At 58.7% G+C, this 18,929-nt stretch carries 18 protein-coding genes; 10 read left to right on the forward strand and 8 right to left on the reverse strand.

The features are described 5' to 3' along the window. Positions 1-54 precede the first annotated feature (54 nt). The 5 genes from JQ572_RS03795 (at position 55) to JQ572_RS03815 (ending at position 8,077) form a co-directional block, all read left to right on the forward strand. Entirely contained in the window at positions 55-945 is an 891-nt protein-coding gene (locus JQ572_RS03795; protein WP_211381621.1) for a BrxR family helix-turn-helix transcriptional regulator, read from the forward strand. Between the two features lie 26 nt (positions 946-971). Next, entirely contained in the window at positions 972-3,008 is a 2,037-nt protein-coding gene (locus JQ572_RS03800) for a DNA methyltransferase (RefSeq protein WP_211381622.1), read from the forward strand. Continuing rightward, positions 3,005-6,406: a DEAD/DEAH box helicase gene (locus tag JQ572_RS03805; protein WP_211381623.1), complete on the forward strand. Its 3,402-nt coding sequence runs from the start codon at positions 3,005-3,007 to the stop codon at positions 6,404-6,406. Before JQ572_RS03800 ends, JQ572_RS03805 begins: the two co-directional genes overlap by 4 nt. Positions 6,407-6,437: 31 nt before the next feature. Next, complete coding sequence (locus JQ572_RS34975; protein WP_249128811.1) at positions 6,438-7,175, forward strand: hypothetical protein; 738 nt, start codon at positions 6,438-6,440, stop codon at positions 7,173-7,175. A gap of 290 nt (positions 7,176-7,465) precedes the next feature. Further along, positions 7,466-8,077, forward strand: coding sequence for a restriction endonuclease (locus JQ572_RS03815; protein ID WP_211381624.1), 612 nt, complete (start codon positions 7,466-7,468; stop codon positions 8,075-8,077). 498 nt (positions 8,078-8,575) lie between these two features. Here the strand turns inward: JQ572_RS03815 and JQ572_RS03820 are convergent, their stop codons facing one another. Next, positions 8,576-9,058, reverse strand: a complete 483-nt coding sequence (locus tag JQ572_RS03820; protein ID WP_211381625.1) for a hypothetical protein — start codon at positions 9,056-9,058, stop codon at positions 8,576-8,578. A 384-nt stretch (positions 9,059-9,442) separates the two neighbouring features. On the opposite strand from JQ572_RS03820, the gene JQ572_RS03825 reads away from it, so the two are divergent. Next, positions 9,443-9,829, forward strand: coding sequence for a DUF2958 domain-containing protein (locus JQ572_RS03825; protein ID WP_433996196.1), 387 nt, complete (start codon positions 9,443-9,445; stop codon positions 9,827-9,829). 135 nt (positions 9,830-9,964) lie between these two features. Here the strand turns inward: JQ572_RS03825 and JQ572_RS03830 are convergent, their stop codons facing one another. The 6 genes from JQ572_RS03830 to JQ572_RS03855 form a co-directional block, all read right to left on the reverse strand. Next, entirely contained in the window at positions 9,965-10,780 is an 816-nt protein-coding gene (locus JQ572_RS03830) for a hypothetical protein (protein WP_211381626.1), read from the reverse strand. 4 nt (positions 10,781-10,784) lie between these two features. After that, positions 10,785-11,711 carry a nucleotidyl transferase AbiEii/AbiGii toxin family protein gene (locus JQ572_RS03835; RefSeq protein WP_249128812.1) on the reverse strand — a complete coding sequence of 309 codons (927 nt, stop codon included), beginning with the start codon at positions 11,709-11,711 and terminating at the stop codon, positions 10,785-10,787. Then, entirely contained in the window at positions 11,701-12,117 is a 417-nt protein-coding gene (locus tag JQ572_RS03840) for a DUF6088 family protein (RefSeq protein ID WP_211381627.1), read from the reverse strand. The genes JQ572_RS03835 and JQ572_RS03840 overlap by 11 nt, the downstream gene beginning before the upstream one ends. Positions 12,118-12,401: 284 nt before the next feature. After that, positions 12,402-13,127, reverse strand: coding sequence for an SOS response-associated peptidase (locus JQ572_RS03845; RefSeq protein WP_211381628.1), 726 nt, complete (start codon positions 13,125-13,127; stop codon positions 12,402-12,404). Between the two features lie 3 nt (positions 13,128-13,130). After that, positions 13,131-13,580 (reverse strand): hypothetical protein, encoded by a 450-nt coding sequence (locus JQ572_RS03850; RefSeq protein WP_211381629.1) that lies wholly within the window; start codon positions 13,578-13,580, stop codon positions 13,131-13,133. Between the two features lie 46 nt (positions 13,581-13,626). Then, entirely contained in the window at positions 13,627-14,022 is a 396-nt protein-coding gene (locus tag JQ572_RS03855; RefSeq protein WP_211381630.1) for a hypothetical protein, read from the reverse strand. A gap of 146 nt (positions 14,023-14,168) precedes the next feature. Here JQ572_RS03855 and ku point away from each other — a divergent pair, with 146 nt between their 5' ends. Genes ku through JQ572_RS03870 form a run of 3 tightly spaced genes read left to right on the forward strand, consistent with a single transcriptional unit; the run spans position 14,169 to position 16,533 of the window. Next, positions 14,169-15,092, forward strand: a complete 924-nt coding sequence (gene ku / locus JQ572_RS03860) for a non-homologous end joining protein Ku (protein ID WP_211382405.1) — start codon at positions 14,169-14,171, stop codon at positions 15,090-15,092. Positions 15,093-15,135: 43 nt separating this feature from the next. Beyond that, the gene (locus tag JQ572_RS03865; RefSeq protein ID WP_249128813.1) at positions 15,136-15,831 is read left to right on the forward strand and encodes a hypothetical protein; all 696 of its coding nucleotides are present in this window, start codon (positions 15,136-15,138) and stop codon (positions 15,829-15,831) included. A 24-nt stretch (positions 15,832-15,855) separates the two neighbouring features. Further along, positions 15,856-16,533, forward strand: a complete 678-nt coding sequence (locus tag JQ572_RS03870) for a Rossmann-fold NAD(P)-binding domain-containing protein (protein WP_211381631.1) — start codon at positions 15,856-15,858, stop codon at positions 16,531-16,533. Positions 16,534-16,549: 16 nt separating this feature from the next. On the opposite strand, the gene JQ572_RS03875 is transcribed toward JQ572_RS03870, so the two are convergent. Further along, on the reverse strand, positions 16,550-16,807 hold the full coding sequence (locus JQ572_RS03875) for a hypothetical protein (protein WP_211381632.1): 258 nt from the start codon (positions 16,805-16,807) through the stop codon (positions 16,550-16,552). 683 nt (positions 16,808-17,490) lie between these two features. Here JQ572_RS03875 and JQ572_RS03880 point away from each other — a divergent pair. Further along, complete coding sequence (locus tag JQ572_RS03880; protein WP_211381633.1) at positions 17,491-17,814, forward strand: DUF736 domain-containing protein; 324 nt, start codon at positions 17,491-17,493, stop codon at positions 17,812-17,814. Positions 17,815-18,929: the final 1,115 nt, after the last annotated feature.

Raw genomic sequence — 18,929 nt, forward strand, 5'->3', positions numbered from 1 at the left:
ACGCACCCAAAGCGGGTGTCAATATAGTTTCTATACGTACTTTCGGGAGTGGATATGAAGGCGGACGACAGCGGTATCCGATGGGGTGTCGAGCAAAGGCTCGAATTCATCGAGTTCCGTCTTTTCTGGGAGGGGGCGCTTAACCGGGCCGACATCACCCGTTATTTTGGGGTGTCGGTGCCGCAGGCCTCTAATGACCTATCGCGCTATCAGGAGCTTGCGCCGAATAACATCGAGTATGACCGCAGCGACAAGCGCTATCTGGCCAGCAAGCGCTTCAAGCCGATATTCCTGAAGCCTGACGCCGATCGCTACCTCAATCAACTTCGATCGATCAGCGACGGCGTCCTGCCCGCCCAGCAAACGTGGCTCAGCAACACGCCGGAATTTGAGTCGATGCCGCTTCCACGGCGACGCGTCGATCCCGCGATCCTTCGAGCGCTGCTCGCCACGATACGCGAGAAGCGCTCGATTCAAATTCACTACCAATCCCTGACCCGTGCTGACGCGATGTGGCGATGGATCACGCCGCACGCTTTGGGCTCCGATGGATTTCGCTGGCATGTTCGCGCCTTTTGTCACGAGGAGCGCATTTTCAAGGATTTCCTGCTTCCTCGCTTCCTCGACCTAAAGGGAGACGCTGAGCCAGGTGCTCCCGCCGAAGCCGATCACATTTGGGCCGAGCATATTGATGTGGTCCTTATCCCCCACCCCGATCTCACCAAGGGCCAGCGCCGAGTCGTTGCCCTCGACTTCGGCATGACCGGTGAGTCCATCAAGGTGCCTGTGCGGCTCGCGCTTCTTTATTACTTTCTAAAACGCTTAAATCTGGACGGAGATGCCGAGCGTCGCCCGTCGAAGGAACAACACATCGTGCTTGGTAACAAGGCCGATGTGCGTGCTGCCATGAAGCGCTCCCAAGAACAGACGCCGCTTGCGGCATAACAAGTAAGTACGAACGGCATCACAAAATGACAATCTACGGCCCAAACAATCCTCACCCGCTGTCCCGCATGAAGACGGAGCTGGTGTGGGAAGGAAAATATGACGAGTTCGGCAATCGGCGTGAAGTCGGTGTCGGCAACCTTGCCTTGCCATTGCAAAAAATTGAGACGATCGACGAGCCGCGCTCTCGCGCGGAAGAGCAGGGCTCCCTATTCGACGTATCGAAGGCTCATCGTGACGATTTTCGCAATCGGCTGGTCTGGGGCGACAACAAGTTAGTCATCGCCTCCTTGCTTGAGGAGTTCAGAGGAAGGATTGATCTCATCTACATCGATCCACCGTTCGATGTTGGTGCGGATTTCACAATGACCGTTCCGATCGGAGATGCGCGCGAGACGGTGCAAAAGGATCAATCCGTCTTGGAAATGGTCGCTTATCGGGACGTATGGGGCAAAGGGACCGCGTCGTACTTCCACACAATGTTCGAACGTCTGTCGTTGATGCGCGATCTGCTGTCGGAGCAAGGCTCTATTTGGGTGCATGTTGGACCGCAGGTCAGTCATCAAATCAAGATTATCTTGGACGAAGTTTTTGGGACAGAGAACTTCCTCTCGGAGATCGTCTGGAAACGGACCTCAGCGCACGGTGATACAAAATCTTTTGGGCATGTAACCGAACAGATATTTGGCTTCTCAAAGTCTGTGAGGCACTCGATTTTTAATGTAGTGCGCATACCGTTTTCAGACGAATACGTGGCATCGGAGTATCGGTATGTCGACGAGAAAGGCCGCCGGTTTAGGCGCGGCGACCTTACGGGGGCAGGCGTTCGCTATGGCGAAACGGGGCTACCTTGGCGTGGTCTCAACCCTACAGACGTCAATCGCCATTGGGGAAATCCGCCGTCTGAATTGGACAGGCTCGACAAAGAAGGGCTGATCTATTGGCCGCCGAAGGGAAAATGGCCGCACCTAAAAATATTTCTGGACGAGAGAAACGGTAGCCCCGCAACCAACATCTGGACGGACATCCCTCCGATCAACAACGTGGCCAAGGAAGCCACCGGATACGCGACGCAAAAGCCGGAAGCTCTGCTCGAACGCATCATTACCGCGTGCAGCAATCCCGAAAGCATTGTTGCTGATTTTTTCATTGGTTCCGGGACCACGCTGGCGGTAGCCGAAAAGCTGGGCCGCAGATGGATCGGCTCCGATCTTGGAAGGTACGCCATTCACACTGCGCGGAAGCGCCTTATTGGCGTTCAGAGAGATCTCCATGACGCCGCGCAGCCCTATCGCTCGTTCGACCTTTACAATTTAGGCCGCTACGAGCGTCAATGGTGGCAAAAAGAAGCGCTCAACGGCGCTGACGATCAGCATCGCGCGATTGTCTTGAAGTTCTTCAAAGCGGAGCCTCTTGGATCAGCTCCTTCTCCTCTTCTTCATGCACGCAAAGGGACTGCGTTTGTGCACGTCGACGGCATCGACAGCATCTTTACTCGTCCTGAAGTCAAGGAGGTTGCCCAAGCGGTCGCCGCGGCCGGCGGCCGTGAGGCCTACATTCTCGCTTGGGACTTCGAGATGGACATCCGGCAAGTGACGGCTGCCGTGGAGGCCGAGACCGGCGTCAAGCTTCGCCTAAGCCGTATTCCTCGCGAAATTATGGAAAAGAACCGTGCAGAGGTCCCGCCCTTCTTTGAGGTGGCGGTGCTGGAAGCCTCTCCCGTTGTTCGGAAGGAAGGCAAGGAACGGAAGGTCGATATTAAACTCACAAATTTCCTACCGTCACTTTCGGAGGTGCCGAGTAAGGAGCTGGAGGCCTTGCAAGAGCGCGCGTTGGAGAGTGGCTTCGATTTCATCGACTTCTGGGCGATCGATTTTGACTGGAAACCAAACCGGCCGTTCAACCACCATTGGCAGGATTTCCGTACGCGCAAGGACCGTGCGCTCAAGACCGTGAGCGACGCGGGTCATGTATATTCAAAGCCTGGAAAATATGTCGCCTGCGTCAAAGTCGTTGACGTCTTCGGCTGCGACACGAGCATTTCAGTTGAGGTAGAGGTATGATTGAGCAGAGTACGCCGGTCATCAACACGGCTGCGCTGGAACCCCTTTTTGCGCCATGGGATGAACCCAACCGACACCGCGTGCGCGGGCCGGGCCCGGGCACGCCGCCCGAGATCAAGACCTATCGCCGGCCTTCGCCGATCCGACTGGTCAATCCGCTGCGCGCGGCAGTCAAGGAGTGGCGCGACCTCCACTATCCGGGCGCGAGCGGTACCACCCGTGAATTGCTCGCTCATTGGTTTGAACGGCCCCACCGCGTGGGGTCGGGCGCGGGCGACGATTTCGAGTTCCGGTATTACTTCTGTCAGCGGGAAGCGATCGAGACGTTCATCTACTTGTTGGAGATCAGACGGCTCCGCAATCTGTCCTCCCTGCTGTTTGAGTATGGCGGTCCTACGGGTGAGACAGAGGCCTTGGGCGTCCGCCCGGAGGACGATGAGTGGGCACGCTATGCCTTCAAGCTCGCCACGGGTGCTGGCAAGACCAAGTGTATGAGCCTTGCGATCGTGTGGAGCTACTTCCACGCGCTGCGTGAGACGGAATCCGAGATGGCGCGGCACTTCGTCGTGATCGCGCCTAATCTCACTGTGTTTGAACGGTTGAAGCAGGATTTCCGTCCGGAGGCCGGAGGCAGAGATATTTTCCTTGCTGATCCGCTCATCCCCGCTGAATGGCGCGGCGACTGGAATTTCTCGGTTATTTTGCAAGACGAGGCTGGTGGCGCGACCACCGGCGGCGTTCTTTACCTCACCAACATTCACCGTCTGTTCGATGGCCGCTCGGGCGACGGCGATAGCGACGAATACGACTGGGCTGGACCTGCCGTCTCGAAGTCAAAGGTACTGGCGACGGCCGCTGAGCTCCGTGATCGCATTGCGGGGAATCGTCGGGTGATGGTGCTGAACGACGAAGCCCACCACGTCTGGGATCCTGGTTCGGCGTGGAACCAAGCGATCCGAGCGCTTCACGATGGGATGAAGGAACTGGGCGGCGATGGTGTGATCTCGCAGCTCGATTTCTCGGCCACACCCAAGAACAACAACGGCCAGATTTTTCCGCATGTCGTTTGCGATACGCCGCTTGGCGAAGCCGTCGATGCGGGCATTGTCAAGACGCCGGTCCTTGGCCGCACCAAGGAAATGATCGAGCAACCGCATGATGACGCCGCCTACCGGTTCGAGGCCCATTTGCGGCTTGGCTATGAACGGTGGCGCAAGAGCCAGGACGAATGGAAGAAGAGTGAGAAGAAGCCGCTTCTGTTCGTCATGTGCGAGAATACCGACGCTGCCAATCAAATCACTGCACGGCTCAACAACGATCCGATCTTCGCGGGGCTGAACCTGAAGACGATCAACCTTCATACGAACCTGAAGGGTAAGATCAAGACCATCAAGCAAGAAGGCAAGCGGATCGAGGTCTTTGTCGAGGACGAAAAGGCGATTTCCGATGACGATCTAAAGGCAATCCGCCGCATCAGCCGCGAGCTGGACAGCAACGAGAGCCCCTATAACTGTATCGTTTCGGTCCTGATGCTGCGCGAAGGCTGGGACGTTCGCAACGTTACGACGATTGTTCCGCTCCGGCCGTTTAGCTCTTCTGCGAACATCTTGCCGGAGCAGACGCTCGGCCGCGGCCTTCGCCGTATGACGCCGCCCGGACAGGCGAACGAGCTGGTGACCGTTATCGAGCATCCGGCTTTTGCAAGCCTGTATGAGCACGAGCTCGAACAGGAAGGCTTGCCGATCGAGATCATCGACGCGGAGAAAGTCCCCGCGACCACCGTCACCATCTTTCCAGACGATGCCAAGGATCTCGAAAAGCTCGACATCGCCCTGCCGGTCCTCTCTGCGGCGCACGAGATCCAGCCCAAGCTCGAAGGCCTCAGCGTCGAAAACGTGCGGGAGAAGTTCCGCGAGTACAAGGCACTTCCGCTTGGCACCAAAGGGGCAACCGAAGTCAAATACGAGGGCCGCCACCTCATCACCGACGAGGTGGTCGAGGAAATGCGCATAAGCCTGCCACTTCTCCAGAACGGCCTCACGGCGATCTCCTTCTATGTTCGTGAACTCGAAGCCGCCTGCAAAGTGCAGAGTACGCATGCGGTCCTTGCGCCGCTTTTGCAGACATTCCTCGGTGAAATTTTGTTCGGGGAGAAAGTGTCGCTTGTCGATCCGCGTCTGGTCGCGCGACTTTCGGACCCCGATGTGCGCGAACACATTCGCGCGGTGTTCGTGCCGCTTATCCGTGCGCGCACGGTCAAAACCGAGAAGCGCCGTATTGCGGGAGGGGCAGAGTCGGTTCGCCACTGGAAACCGTACCAAGCGACCTTCTCTGAGCAGCGCCCCGCCATGAAGGCCGGGCGCACCCTCTTCAATCTTGTTCCTTGCAACCGGTCGCTTGAAGTCGCGCTTGCAAAATTCGTCGATGTTGCGCCGGACGTCGCAGCGTTTGCAAAGAATGCGGGACCGCAAGCGGTTCGCATCGACTACCTGACGATCGACCAGCGGCTCGCTTTCTATACGCCCGACTTCTTCGTGCGCAGCCTCGATGGGACACACTACCTGGTCGAAACGAAGGGACGCCAAGACCGCGATGTGCCGAAGAAGGCCATGGCTGCGGTCGAATGGTGCAAGACCGCATCGCGCAGCAAAATCAAATGGGAATACGTCTTTATTCCTCAAAATGTGATGGAGGGGCTGGCTACGGAAAAGCTGGCCGACCTCGTTCGTGCCTGCGCGCCGGCGTTGCAGAACCTACTCAGTGAAACGAGCCGCGAGCCCGAGTTGCCATTGTTCGGGGCGAAGACGGGTCACGACGCTGAAAATTTCTTCGGCGCAAGCACGCTCGCCAAACTTGGGCCGCGGGCTAAGAAAGCAGCGGAAGATGCCCTCGAACTCTACCGCTACCTGGAGAAGAAAACGGACACAACGAGCCTCGCTCCTGTGTTCAACACCTTGCTTGGTTCGGTCGACGAAGCTGCAAAAGCCTTCATCATCAAGTTGCTTCAACCCAGGGTCCCGGTCAACCGCCTTGACCAGCAGCGTTGGTTCGAGCCGGATCTCTCAGCAGCGCCTCATCGGGAAGTCCGGCATTTCCAAAACATGGCGGCCTCTCTCAAACGCGCGCTGGTCTATGGCTCAGTTCACTCGGCGATTGGGCTGGCGCGATCGTGTCTGGATCATGCGGTTCAGGGTAAGCCTCCATTGAAGGGCGTATTTGCGGGCGTGCGAGAAGCCTTTGTCATCTCTGACGCAAAGGGGCATTTGATGCGGATCACAGAGCTGAACGATTTCCGAAATATGTACGTTGCTCATCACGAGAAGCCGCTCACGGATAGACCGCTCGCTGAAAAGAACCTTAAAGCGTGGGTTACCACGCTTTCCCTGCTGCGCGCGTAGGACGCAAGCGCGACTCTTTGGAGACTAACCCGTGGCACGCAACTCTAAAGTTTCACAAGCGATCTATCGGCATCACCTCAGGCTCAATCGGTTCCTCAACGACGCGTGGATTTTCACAACGTTGACCCGCCCAATGCTGAAGGAAAAAGGCGACGCGCTGGTCGCGAGCAAGTCGAAGCGAAAACGAGAATATCCTGTTCCGAGGAAGGGGGACACAGTAATCAGCGAACGCCGGGACGAAGACGTGGGAGCGCTTTTTCTCGCGCAGCATCGCCGAGGCATCTTTGACACCCACCTCATATCCATCATCTCGCGAATCGAAGCCTTCATTCAGGATTGCATCTTTGAGGTCGTAAAGAAATATCCCGAAAAGCTCTCCATCATCGGCGGAAAGTCGGGTATCCCGCTCGACCTCTATCTCCAGCACGAGGATCGTGACGATTTGCTGGAAGCCTATATCGCTCTGAGGTGCCAGGATTTGATGTTCGGGAAGCCATCGGACTATCTGGCGAAAGCGGCGGAGGTGCTTTCGATCCAACTCAAGCCGGATCTTGTCGCAACCTACGTTGAAATGAAGGCTTCTCGCGATTTGTTGATCCACAACGGCGGCCTGATCAATCAGCTCTACCTCGATAAGGCGGGGCGCAAGGCGCGGGGGAAGATCAATGAGGAGCTCGATATTGACGAGGACTATTTCGCGGAGGTGATCATGAATGCCAAAATATTATCAGGCGCCGTCCAAAGAGAGACTGAAGAAAAATATCGATGAAGACCCAACTCACGGATTTTCGCCGGATCGCTAGTTTGCCTTCCGTACGCGGACACATAGACCTGTGACCTAGCTTACTCGCGAGGATAAGTGTGAGTGTCCAAGGGCGTAAGCCGTCCTTCAGTCCCGACCGCTACCGCAACCCCGACAACGATCCGCGCGGAGCTTATTTCGTCGCGCCTCTTACTTACCTTGGTGTGCGGCACAATCGTCAGTACGAGTGGAGAGGACACGCTCCGCCGCCCGGCCGACACTGGAGGTTCACTCTAGAAGAAGCAGAGGCGGCGGATGTGGATGGCCGCATCCATTGGCCAGCCAATGGCGGCGCGCCTCGGCTCAAAAGATATTTGGCGGATGAGGAGACGCCTCTAGATGAGGACAGTCTTCCGCACACATCGGTTGATCGTGCACTGCGTTCCATGTTGCAGGCCTTGGCGCAAGAGATCGTCCGAAAGCCAGATTATCTAGCGCAGGTCGAGTGGCGTGATCTTGAGCGATTGCTCGGCGAGGTGTTGTCGGGATTGGGGTTTGGCGTATTGGTTACCCGGCCTGGACGTGATGGAGGCTTCGATCTGGAGCTAAGCTGCGACGAAGCCGGTCAGCAAGAAACTTATCTCGTAGAGATCAAGCATTGGGGTGCCCCTTCAAGACCGGGGCCCGGCGTGCTGGAGCGCTTCTTCGAGGTGGTGCTGTCAAGGCGGGCCAACGGTGGTCTATTTCTGTCGAGCTCCGGCTACAGCGCACCTGCGCTCGCAGGGCGCTCTGAAATTTCTCGTGAGTTAGTTCGATTGGGGAACGCCAACAAGATTGTCGGACTCTGCCAATCCTATGTCAGCCGCGGACACGGTCTCTGGACCCCAACCAGCAGTCTTCCTACAATTTTATTCGCAGACACGTACTAGAGTTGCCTAGCACCAGGGCAGCAGATGGCTCACGCATCGAGAGAGCCATCCATCGTCGCTGATATCTGCCGGCGCGGCGTGACTTTCCGCGGGGCGACGAACCGTTCCTAAATCATCTTGTAGAGCTCAACCACCACCCGAACGCGTTCTTCATCAGAGGAGTGGTTCCTGCACAGGCCAAGGAACTCGCGAGCCATGGCAGTTCTGGCCGATCATACCAGGAGACGAGGCGCGGGCGGGGCTGATCGAACCCCTGATAGGTCATGCCGTGCCGAAATGCACGCCTATCGGTGACAAACCATGACCAGCCGTATCGCTCAAATTAATTCCGCATGCGTGCTCTCCCAAGGGAAACTCACGCTCAATCTATTCGCGCCGTTGCATGGCGCTATTTGGAGGCCGCGGAATAGATGGCAATGTCTGCGATAGCCCGTGCGATTTAGCGGAAAGTTGCCTGAGCACGCCTTTGGCACGGCTGTCGGCGGATCCGCCGTGCAGCTAATCACCTCGCCTTGGCAACCGGGAAACGTCCACGCCCGCTTCCTCGAGGCGCTTCCTTGCGGCCGACACGACGGTGGCGTCAAACAGATCGCCGTGCCGCAGGACAATGGCTTCTCCGGTGAGCTCCGGCATGTTCCGCTCGATGATCATCGTGAAGCCGTCCGTGCTCTTCGTCCCCATCGCCCAATCGCGGAGTGTGTCGATCTCGCCGACACGCGCCACCTTCTGTCGCGTGCGCGCTAGCCGCGTGGTCTTGCCTCGCTCCACTGTCAGCATGTGCTCGAAGGCATGGATCGTCCGCCAGAAATCATGCTCCACGGTGCCCGGGGCTTCTTTCGGCAGGATTTCGATCAAGCGTCGAAACGCAGCTTCCTCGATGTCTTGTTGCTTTTCCTTCCGCGCATTCGCAATCCAGGTACGCAGCTTATCGACGTCCTCGCTGACGGCAATGAGAGCATGGATCTTTGCGTGATCAGGCATCTGAAATTCCTTGAATCACAAAAACGGTTGCAGCTTAGCAATTCCTTGAGCGTGCCAACAAGCCGTTCGAAGAATATCCTCGTTGTGTTCCAATTGGGCGCATGCGGCTTCGCCGCACCGGTGCTCTCGTAAACTGAGCCGCATAGGGCGTCTCGGCCATTCGGCTTCGATCACGCTTGCGCGAATTTGGAGAGCGGCCACGCCGCTCATGTCCTTTCTTCCTGTTGCTAAAGGGCTGCGCCCTTGGCGCGCGCAAGGCATCCAAACGCTCCGCGCCGCCTCCACACGTCTCCCGCAAGGGCGGGGCCCTCGTGTGGACCCTCGGCGCTCCGCGTTCGGAGCCTCCTTGCACTTGCCTACTGCCTGCTCGCCACGAGGGCAGGGTTGCAGCAGCTGCTGCAACCAGAAAGCAAGGAGGCAAGAATGAAATTAATCACCGACGAAATCCGCAACATCCTGCTCACCAACGGACAAGCCAACGCCGGACGCGAAGAAACCATCGACTTTAACCCCGCTGTCAAGCTGTTCTGCCCATGGGGCGCGGCGACATGGCTCCTCACCGAACTTGACCCCGAAGACCCGGACATCGCTTTCGGCCTCTGCGATCTCGGCATGGAATGTCCCGAACTCGGAAACGTCCGCATCAGCGAGCTTGAAGAGTTACGCGGCCCCGGAGGCTTGACCATCGAGCGCGATCTCTTCTTCACCGCCCACAAGACCCTTTCCGGATACGCAGACGAGGCCCAGCGCCTTGGGCGCATCGACGCGTAAGGGGGCATCATGGCTTCATGGCAAGGGCTGGCTGCCTGTGATCCTGCGAACGCCCGCTAGATCCGCCCAGCTTGAAGCGGAAAAGGAAGCGGCCTGAAATCAGCGCGGCGACGGGGCGCCGCCCCGTCGCTGTTCCTATTGTCGATAGCGAAGGCGGCGCAGAAAGGTGCGACACGTCACCAGCACCACATGAAGGCGGAAGGTGCTGTGATCCTCGTCTGATAACCCCGGATGCGAGCCATCAGTGTGCAGCATCTTGAACAGGCCGTTGATGTAGTTCTTGCCGTCATCCGTCCACTCGTTGCGATCCTTGGCAAGAAAGCCAATCTTCGCCAGCAGCGCACGGCGGTTCTCGGAGGTTAATACGTCTGTCTTGTCCGCCCCTTCGCAATACCGCGCGATGTCATCGAACAAGCCTTCAAGGAAAGTGCGGAACTGCGCATTGGCCGCCGCCCAATCCCCACGCGTATGCGCCTCAATCCCCTGGTCGAGATGGCCAAGCGGCTCGAGGAAACTAAAATGCTTCAAGAGTTGATGCACCTCGTCATCGACTTCCGGAAGCCCAAGCTCTTCCGGCAGCGCCTTGCGCAGATGCGGCACTCTTTGGTCGTCGAACCCAATCACATAGCCGTCGCGGGCCAACCCACGCGCGAAGGCGATCTCGTTCGGGTGAAGGGACGCCACGCGCATCGGCTTGACCGCTTCACGAACCACCGCCTCCGCCAATGACATTCGACCCTCCAGCGTATCGAGGAGATCATCACGCCGCTGCACGAGGATGCGGCCCAATCTGTCGGCTTTTTTCGACACGCTGATCGATGTGTCAGACGGAATCTCTCCCTCGAGTCCGAGGCGCAGCACCATGTGATTGAATGCAGCTTGCGACAGGCTCGTATCCAAAAACGCGACGGCGGCGATAAGGGTTGGACGCGTGAACGGCACGGAGCTCATCAGATCATGACGCCTTCAGATGCCCGGCAAGCGCGTCAAGAGATGTCATGGCGGTGACGAAGTCCGGTTTGTCGCCATAGACCATGTCGCGCTGGAAGGTGGCGTAACCGTCGATAAAGACTTTGTCTTTTGGGATGCCTTCAATGGCGCGGAGCGTCTCGGCGAGAGGGTCCTTCTGATAGGCCGGGAAACTTTTGCCACGCGTCGCGGCATCGTCCTTCATCACCTCGCGCGCGAGCGCTGCGACTTCCTTGCCGTCATACGCCTCCCGCGTCATATGCAAATCATAGATGTGCCGCACCAAGGTCGGGTCGCGATCCTTGCGCAAACCGGCAAGCTCCGACCCTGCGCGCCATGTCAGGCCCGTGAGCTTTTCCGCAGCCGTTTCCAGCACGGATGAGCACGGGATCGAGGCAACCTCAGGGGCAAGCCCGTTAGCCTCGGCGTAGAAAGACGCGATTGGCTTATCGACCGCAGGCCGCCGCAGCGGCCAGAGCGAAAGCTCGATCTGCACGCCGCCGGGGCGGAGCCCGCCGCCTTGCGCGAGCGCTTCATACGGAAGCATGTATTTCGTGTATTCGCCGCCATACATCACGCGGCGGTGCTCTTCGTTAGCGGGATCGAACACGAAGCCCGCGCCGAGCAGCGCCTCGGTGACGCTCTTACGAAGCTTGCGAAGCGTGTTCGACGAGGGCTTGCTGTCGCTGACGATTTTGAGGTCGATGTCTTCCGACATCCGCTTTGTCAGCTTGTAGGCGCGGCTCAACGCTGTGCCGCCGCCGAACACAAGGCGGAGATTGCCCGTGTCGAGCGCAGCAATCGCCGCCAATGCCCGCGCCACGTGCCAGTCTTTCTCGACAAGCCCTGCGCTCGGCAAGCCAAAGTGTTCCTGCACATCGACGAGTTCGTCGAGCGTTGGTTTACCGTTCAAGAACCAACTCCGCGTTGCGATAGCGCAAATGCCGGGAGAAACGGCCTTTGATGCGCACGACCGGATTGACAGGGACTTGCGTCGAGCGGCCTTCATTGTAGGCGCGCTGCGCCTCCGTTGGCTCCCATTCCACGCCGAGTTTATCAAGCGCTTGCTGCGCGACACCCAAGAAACCTTCACGGCTGCTCAGGACGGCTTTGCCGCTCAAGCTGGATGGCCGCGCACGGCCATAGATGCCGTAGCCGAGCCGCACCAACTGACCTTCATCGACCAGCGTACGCAGGGTGCGCAGCACCTGATCCTCGCCGCCGAGCTTCTTGAACTCGCGCGTGAGAAACACGTCTTCGCCTTCCTTTCGGGCGATCCGATGCTCGATCTTTTGACGTAAGGTCAGCTTGCGCGGCATATCGGGCCTCCTTGCAAAAACCCGACACCAATATAGGCAAAAACCCGACATACAGCAAGAAAAATCGTAGCAAAATCAATTATATAATAAATATCAATAGGATGGTACGGGCGCCGACGTAAGTTGAGGAGCCGGCCCTTGGGCTCGCCTCCTTCCAACGCCTGTCGGCTCATTCTAACGGCTCATGCGGCGAAAGATGTGGGAATGTCTGGTGCCGGCTGAAAGCCATACCTCGCCGCACACGCAATGCCTCCCATCTTTGCCGCGCCACGACCGAGCGATAATCACGTCGCTGGCCCAGCTGGATCTTCCTTGAGGCCGCGGGCGACGATCTGGAGCGTTCCGTCGGCAAGCGGCCGCTGCAGCTTCAGGGCCTCGTCCAGAGGGGCCGTTATCCAGGTCTCGACATCGTCCGGCGTCGTCAGGATCACCGGCATCGCCTTGGGGTGGATGGCGCCGACCTCGGCGTTCGGCTCTGTCGTGAGGAACGCGTAGAGGTCGTTAGTCGTCTCGCCTTCCTTGACCTTCCGGACGGACGTCCAGTTGGTCCAGATGCCGGCGAAGCAGGCGAGGGGGCGGGTCTCATCGAGCGCGAACCAGATATCACCGCCCTCGGCCTTGTTGAACTCGCTGAAGGAATTAAACGGCACCACACAGCGGTTTTCGGCTCCCAGCCATCTCGTCCAGTGTTTGCTTTTGACATTCCGGATATTGGTCGTCCCGCTGTCCGGCTCCATTCGCAGCAGTTCCTTGAAGTCGACCGCTTTGCCCTTGGCCTGCAGCTTTTCGGCCCGTTTCTTCGTGGCATCCATCTGCGCCTTTGACGACGACGGCATTCCCCACCGCGCAGTAGCGAGTTCGCGGCCCTCGGCGCCATTGCGCACGATCGGTGCCTTGTAATCGGGAAAAACCCCCGGCATCGGCGCCAGATTACCGACGTATCGGTTCACGACGCGGAACAGCGCGCTGATGGCTGCCTGGTTGGTCGTGATCGAGTAGAGATTGCACATCGGTCAGGCTTCGGTCCGAGGGTGGCGCGGCTGCCGGGCTAGTTGTAGCAGAGTCGCGGAAGGACGCCGGCCCGCCTTAGCGCATTTGCGGCAGCGCAGCCGGCTGGCGAGATCGTGCACGAAGTTGGTCGGCGGATGCTTCATCGCCGCGAGGTCGACGTCGCTCGGCGTCTTGCAGCGCGCGCACTGGATCTCCAGCCAGGGGAAGCCGCCATTCACCGCTTGGTCAATCGTCGGGGACGGATCGATCGGCTCTCCGTCTGACCACATGCGTTCATTCCAACTCTCGCATAGCAGCTTGTCGGCCTGCTGGATGAGCGCTTCTGCCTTCGAGCGCATTTCCGCCGATCGGGTGGCCAGGATGTTGGCCATTGCCCGCGCCTTGCCGAGCTCTTTCGCCAGAGCCTTTCGGTCGCCGCCCGACAGGGGCGTAGGGTGATACTTCGGGGCCATCCGGACATCCAGGCGCAAAGGGATCGGATCGGCGATCCGGAACGGGCTACGGCGCCTCGAACGCCGGCCAGCACCCGTCTTCCTCATGCCTGCCGGTGCGCTGCTGGCAGGTATTGTCGAGCAGTCGCTGCGCGACGTCCTTCCAGAGAGCATTGCCGCCATACAATCGGACTGCATCGGCGGTCTGGATTTCCACGGTTCGCTCGCAGCGGCGGCAGGAGACGCGCAGGACGTGGCGTGGAATTTCCCAAAGGCGTCGCTGACGCATTTGGACCTCTGTTGCGCTAGCGCGAGGGTCTTTGAAGACAGATTCCCAGTATTCGGCCGGGAGCGGCGCATCTGGAGCCGCACCGGGGGAAGCTGGCTTCCGGGCGGCTTCGGCGGCCAGTTTTTCCATCTGCTTCGGGATCGGCATGCGCCAGCTCGCGGGTCGGTCGGTCATTCCGAATTAGAACATAAAGAGAACAAAAGTCGAGTCCGCCCGTCTCGTCGCTGAGAAAAATCATCCCGTTGGCCCGGCCGCGATGTCGGAACCAAGGCCTGCAAATCGTCTTGAATCCGGCAATCAGTATCGGAGTTTTGCTCGCCATGGCCCCCCGCGCTAACTGGAAAGGCTTCCTGCGCCTTTCGCTCGTCACCTGTCCGGTCGCGCTGTATCCGGCCACCTCCGAATCCGAAAAGGTCTCGTTCAACCAGCTCAACCGGAAGACCGGCCACCGTATCAAGTACGCCAAGATCGACGTAGACACCGGCGAGGAGGTTGCCAACGAGGACATCGTCAAGGGCTACAAGGTCGACACCGACACCTTCATCGAGTTGACCAAGGAGGAGCTCGAGAACGTCGCGCTGGAATCGACGCGAACCATCGAGATCGACGAGTTTGTTGACCGTAGCGAGATTGATCCGCGATATCTGATCCGGCCCTATTACCTGTGTCCCGACGGCAAGGTTGGGCACGATGCGTTCGCCGTCGTCCGCGAAACCATCCGTGAAATGAACAAAGTCGCGATCGGACGCGTGGTGCTGACCAATCGCGAGCACATTATTGCCCTCGAACCCATGGACAAGGGCCTGATGGGAACGCTGCTGCGCTACCCTTATGAGGTGCGTTCTGCGGACGAGTATTTCGACGAGATCCAGGACGTCAAAGTCACCAAGGACATGCTCGATCTCGCCAGGCACATCGTCAATCAGAAGGCGGGTCACTTCGAGCCAAACAAGTTCGAGGACCAGTACGAAACCGCCCTAATTGATCTCATCAACAAGAAGCGCGCCGGCAAACCCATCACCGCGAAAGCGCGACCACGTGGCGAGAACGTCGTCGATTTGATGGACGCATTGCGCAAGAGCATTGGCGACGAAAAGGCGGCAAAAGTCTCCAAGACGGCCAAAAAGCCGCGCAAGGTCGCGAGCGGTCAGAAGGAAATGCTCATGCCGATCGCCGGCAAGAAGCCGGCGAAGGAAGCTACGGCAAAGAAGCCAGCGGCAAAGGCGCAGCGGAAGTCAGCCTGAGGAGCAGTCCCTGGACCCCGATCGTCAATACGCGGTTGCGTCCTTGCTTTTTGACTTCGTCAAAAGCCCGTCATTGCGACATCTGCGCGATCCCCACAGCATCAACAAGCTCGCGCGAGATATTGTGAATGCACTCGATCGAGCGAGTTCCGTGTGGAAGAAGTGGGAGGCAGGCCGGGAAGAGATCGCAAAAGCCGCGGCTCCCTGCTGGATACCTATAGAGGATCTCCAAGCTTTTCTGAACACGTTGCCCGGTCCACCGGTGACGAAAACCGATGTCGAGCAGCGCCTGCGCGCGATCTGGGAGGAGCCGCACTCAATCTATCCAAAGGATGAACTCAGGGATAGTTGTCTCGCGCTATATCAAGCAGAAAAGGCGTCAGGCACAGAAATGCGTGCCATCATTGGCGCGTTGCAAGAACACATAGAGCGTGAAGAGGAGCGGCTGAGGCAAGAGCAACAGGAACAGTACCGCCGGTGGAGGGAGGAGGAGCGAGTAAAGTTGGAGCAGCGTTTTCTCTTGGGCGCCGATTGCGGATGGACCAAAATCGAGAAGTCCGATGCGTTCTATTGTCGCCGCAATGGCCGCGCGTTTCGTATCGTGCAAGGCAAGGACAAGCGCTGGACGATGTACCGAATCAAAGAGATCGCCGATAAGGGCGAGTTTCTCGGCACGTACCAAGGGCGTGGTGATGCGAACAAGGCGCTCTCGAAGATTGCCTATGCTCCCGAGCCATAGTCATGATCTCGTAAAGGGCCTGAAATGGCATTTCGTGTCTTGATCATCGGTGGCACGGGGCAGGTGGGTGCTGCGGTGGTAGGTGCCCTCGCCGCGGAACCTTCCTGCGCTGAAGTCGTGATGGTCAATCGCAGGGCGACTTCCCTGAGCGCTGGTCCTCGTGTGCGGCAGGTGGTCCTGGATACGGCCGCTGCCGAGTTTCCTACAGAGGTGACCAAGCTTGCCCAGGGCATGATGGCGCAAGGCGATACCGTCTATGGGGCATCCTGTGTTGGCGTCGGTCAAGGCAGCCTGAAGTGGAGCGAAGAGGAACTAAAGGCGCTCGAAATTGGCGTGGTCGGTGGCTTTGCCCGCGGCTGCCGGGACGGGGGTATCACACATTTTTCTCTGCTCTCGGCAGTGGGGAGCACTGCGAAAAGCAGGATTCGCTATGTGCGCGTCATGGGGCTCAAGGAGGAGGCAGTTGAAGCAATCGGCTTCAAACGGCTCGCGATATTTCGCCCGGGAATCATTGCAGGCAATGTTCATACGCCGGGCTATGTAGCCTGGTTGGGAAGCCTGATTCCGGGGCGATTTGGGACGATTGAGCAGGACGATATCGGGCGCGCCTTTGTCGCCGAATTCATCGGTGGCTCGGACCAAACTGGGGTCGCGTATCTTGAGAATGGGGCGATGAGACAGCGGTCTCGTGCGTTGAAATAGACAACTAATTGCTCAGTCAGGGACATTCGGGGCAGGTATCACCGATCGAGTCCAGCATCTCGCGAACCTCGGCCGCGGCTTCATCGGCGGAGACGCCTGCTGGCGGATCTCGACGAGCGATATCATAGGCCCGGTCTCGCGCATGCGGATCGGCGCGATCCTGCATCCAACCGTGATCGTCGCATTCGCGGATAGCGCCGGCTTCCTGGAGCACGTGGATCGCCCATCCGCGCAGTGTCCGTATCGGCGGCCTTCGTTCACGCGTCATCAGCATCGAAATGGCTCCTCATACGACGAATCGTTGTGTCCGCCATTCGTTCCCCTCCTACCACAAGGCTGGGATTCGTAACGGCGCGGCTCAAGCTTTTGGAGTTCCGTATGCAGCCGCGAGCTGTTCTCTCCCGCGGTGGGTACTCGTCGCACTTTGAGGCCGGTTCGACGCGCCGAGGGCAACAAGGCGACCCTTCGAGAGCGATTTCGTCGCGCGGCTCGCAGCTCAATCGCCGTCTGCGCGGTCCATCTGTAGCGCCGGAATCGACCTTGATCGCCGGCACCAAGACCAAGCTTTAGACACGTGACCAAACCTGCTTGCAAAGTGAAATTATCTCGTCTGGGATCGCGATGAAGTCGAAGCAGTGCACGTCAGCGCGCTGCCCAAACGCCGCTTGTGCGGGGTAAACAGCGCTCTGGGGCGAGGCCCGTCTCCTTCGTCCGCAGAGGGACGATTCCCTGCTTTTGGCGCTACGACCTATGGCAGCCGTCCCTCATCCGAAACCCTCGCACGCGTCTTTTTTCCCCGCCGGCAAGCCGGCTCCTCGCGGCCGCTTCGCTGCAAAAAAGGAGCGGCTTCAGGTGCGCCGCTGCGCTTCGCCCCAAGGGTTCGGATGGGGGCCAGCCGCCATGACGGTCTCGCCATCGCAGGGCATCGGCGCCCTGCGGCAACGAAGGAGACAGACCATGACCGCGATTGGATTCGTCACCCGCACAATTTACGGCGGCTTCAGGGGCCAGCTCAAACTTCTGCCCATTTGCGCCGACATCGACATCGTGCCCAACCGCGACAAGTCCGGCGATTCATCACCGGACTTCCGCATCTTCACCCACGGGCTCGAGGTCGGATCCGGCCGGATTTTGTCCGGCGAGGGCCGCGGCGCGGACTATCTCAGCCTGTCATTTGCAGCACCTGGCCTCGGAGGCCGTAAGCTCAGTGCCAACCTTGGTCGAACGGCTGGCCTTTACGGTGACGGCAGCTTCTTCCTGATCTGGAATCCTGTCGACTAGGTCAAACATTGGGCTCCCACGCGTCGCGTGGGAGCCCTTTCCTATGTCCCGGAGATCAGGTTCTGAATACCGCCGGCTGGTGCAGAAACGCCCTCAACTAGGCGCACGTCGAAGAGAGAACGCAGCTGAACGGCGTGCGAGACAACCCAATGCGATCGAAGAAATGCGTTCGCACAGAGCGGAATTCTGCCTCGAGCCGAAGGTCGTTGGATGGCTTTTTCTGCTCATTTCGATGCAGAAAATCGCTCCATCGCCATTGGAATTCACGCCAATCTGTGGACGGCGGAGAGGCTGGAATTGATGGCCTGGGCGCGTGCCGAACGGTCGAGATTTTGCGTGCTTCTGCCTCAAATCGCTTGTTTCAAAATGGTGCGCCGGGTGTGCCTCAGCTGGGATTTTTGCACAAGGATTGCTCTCTTTTGCGGGCAAAAGGGACTTCGTTCTGCGTGTTGATCCCTGGACTGGTTTGCCACTAAAGGACCCTCGTTCACGCGCGCGAGAGTTCGCGGAAGAGTGCGATATTGACGTGCTGAAGGCATACGGGCGATGCCTTCGGCCCGCGCTCTACTCGTCGCTTCGCTCCTCACCGAGCCACCCTAGGGTGTCTCGGCCCTTCGGGTCACGATCGCTATCGCAAGCGCGCAAGCCGTGGGGTTTCGTAATTTAACTGCCAAGTCGGGTGGCATTTTCACAATGAATCAGCCACCAGGTAGCGTGTTCGGGCGGCGCTATTGATGGATCTACCGCAATGATCTGAACTGCATCTTGTCGCAGATCTCCGCGAGTACCGAGAGGATCTTGGCTCGCAAGTTGGGCCTTGGGAGAGCAGGGAGAGGAAGCCAGCATGGGTGAGCTGAAGCAGATCGGACGACCGATTAGGAGGGCAAGATAAAAGCACTGTCGCCGAAGAGCGGCTAAGTGGTTGTCTGCACATCCAAGATTTATCGGTAGCGGTAGATCCGATGTCGCCACGACACCGCTAAGTCGCTGAAGAACAACGTCTGCTCGGGCCACGGTAGCCTCTAGGCGCCAAGAGTACAGCGTAGCGAGAAACGGGCTATCGTCGAAGAATTTCGTGCTGTGCTCAGAGGTTTGGCGTGAGCAAGAACCGCACC

The sequence above is a fragment of the Bradyrhizobium sp. SZCCT0153 genome, from assembly GCF_018129995.1.
Lineage (GTDB): Bacteria > Pseudomonadota > Alphaproteobacteria > Rhizobiales > Xanthobacteraceae > Bradyrhizobium > Bradyrhizobium japonicum_G.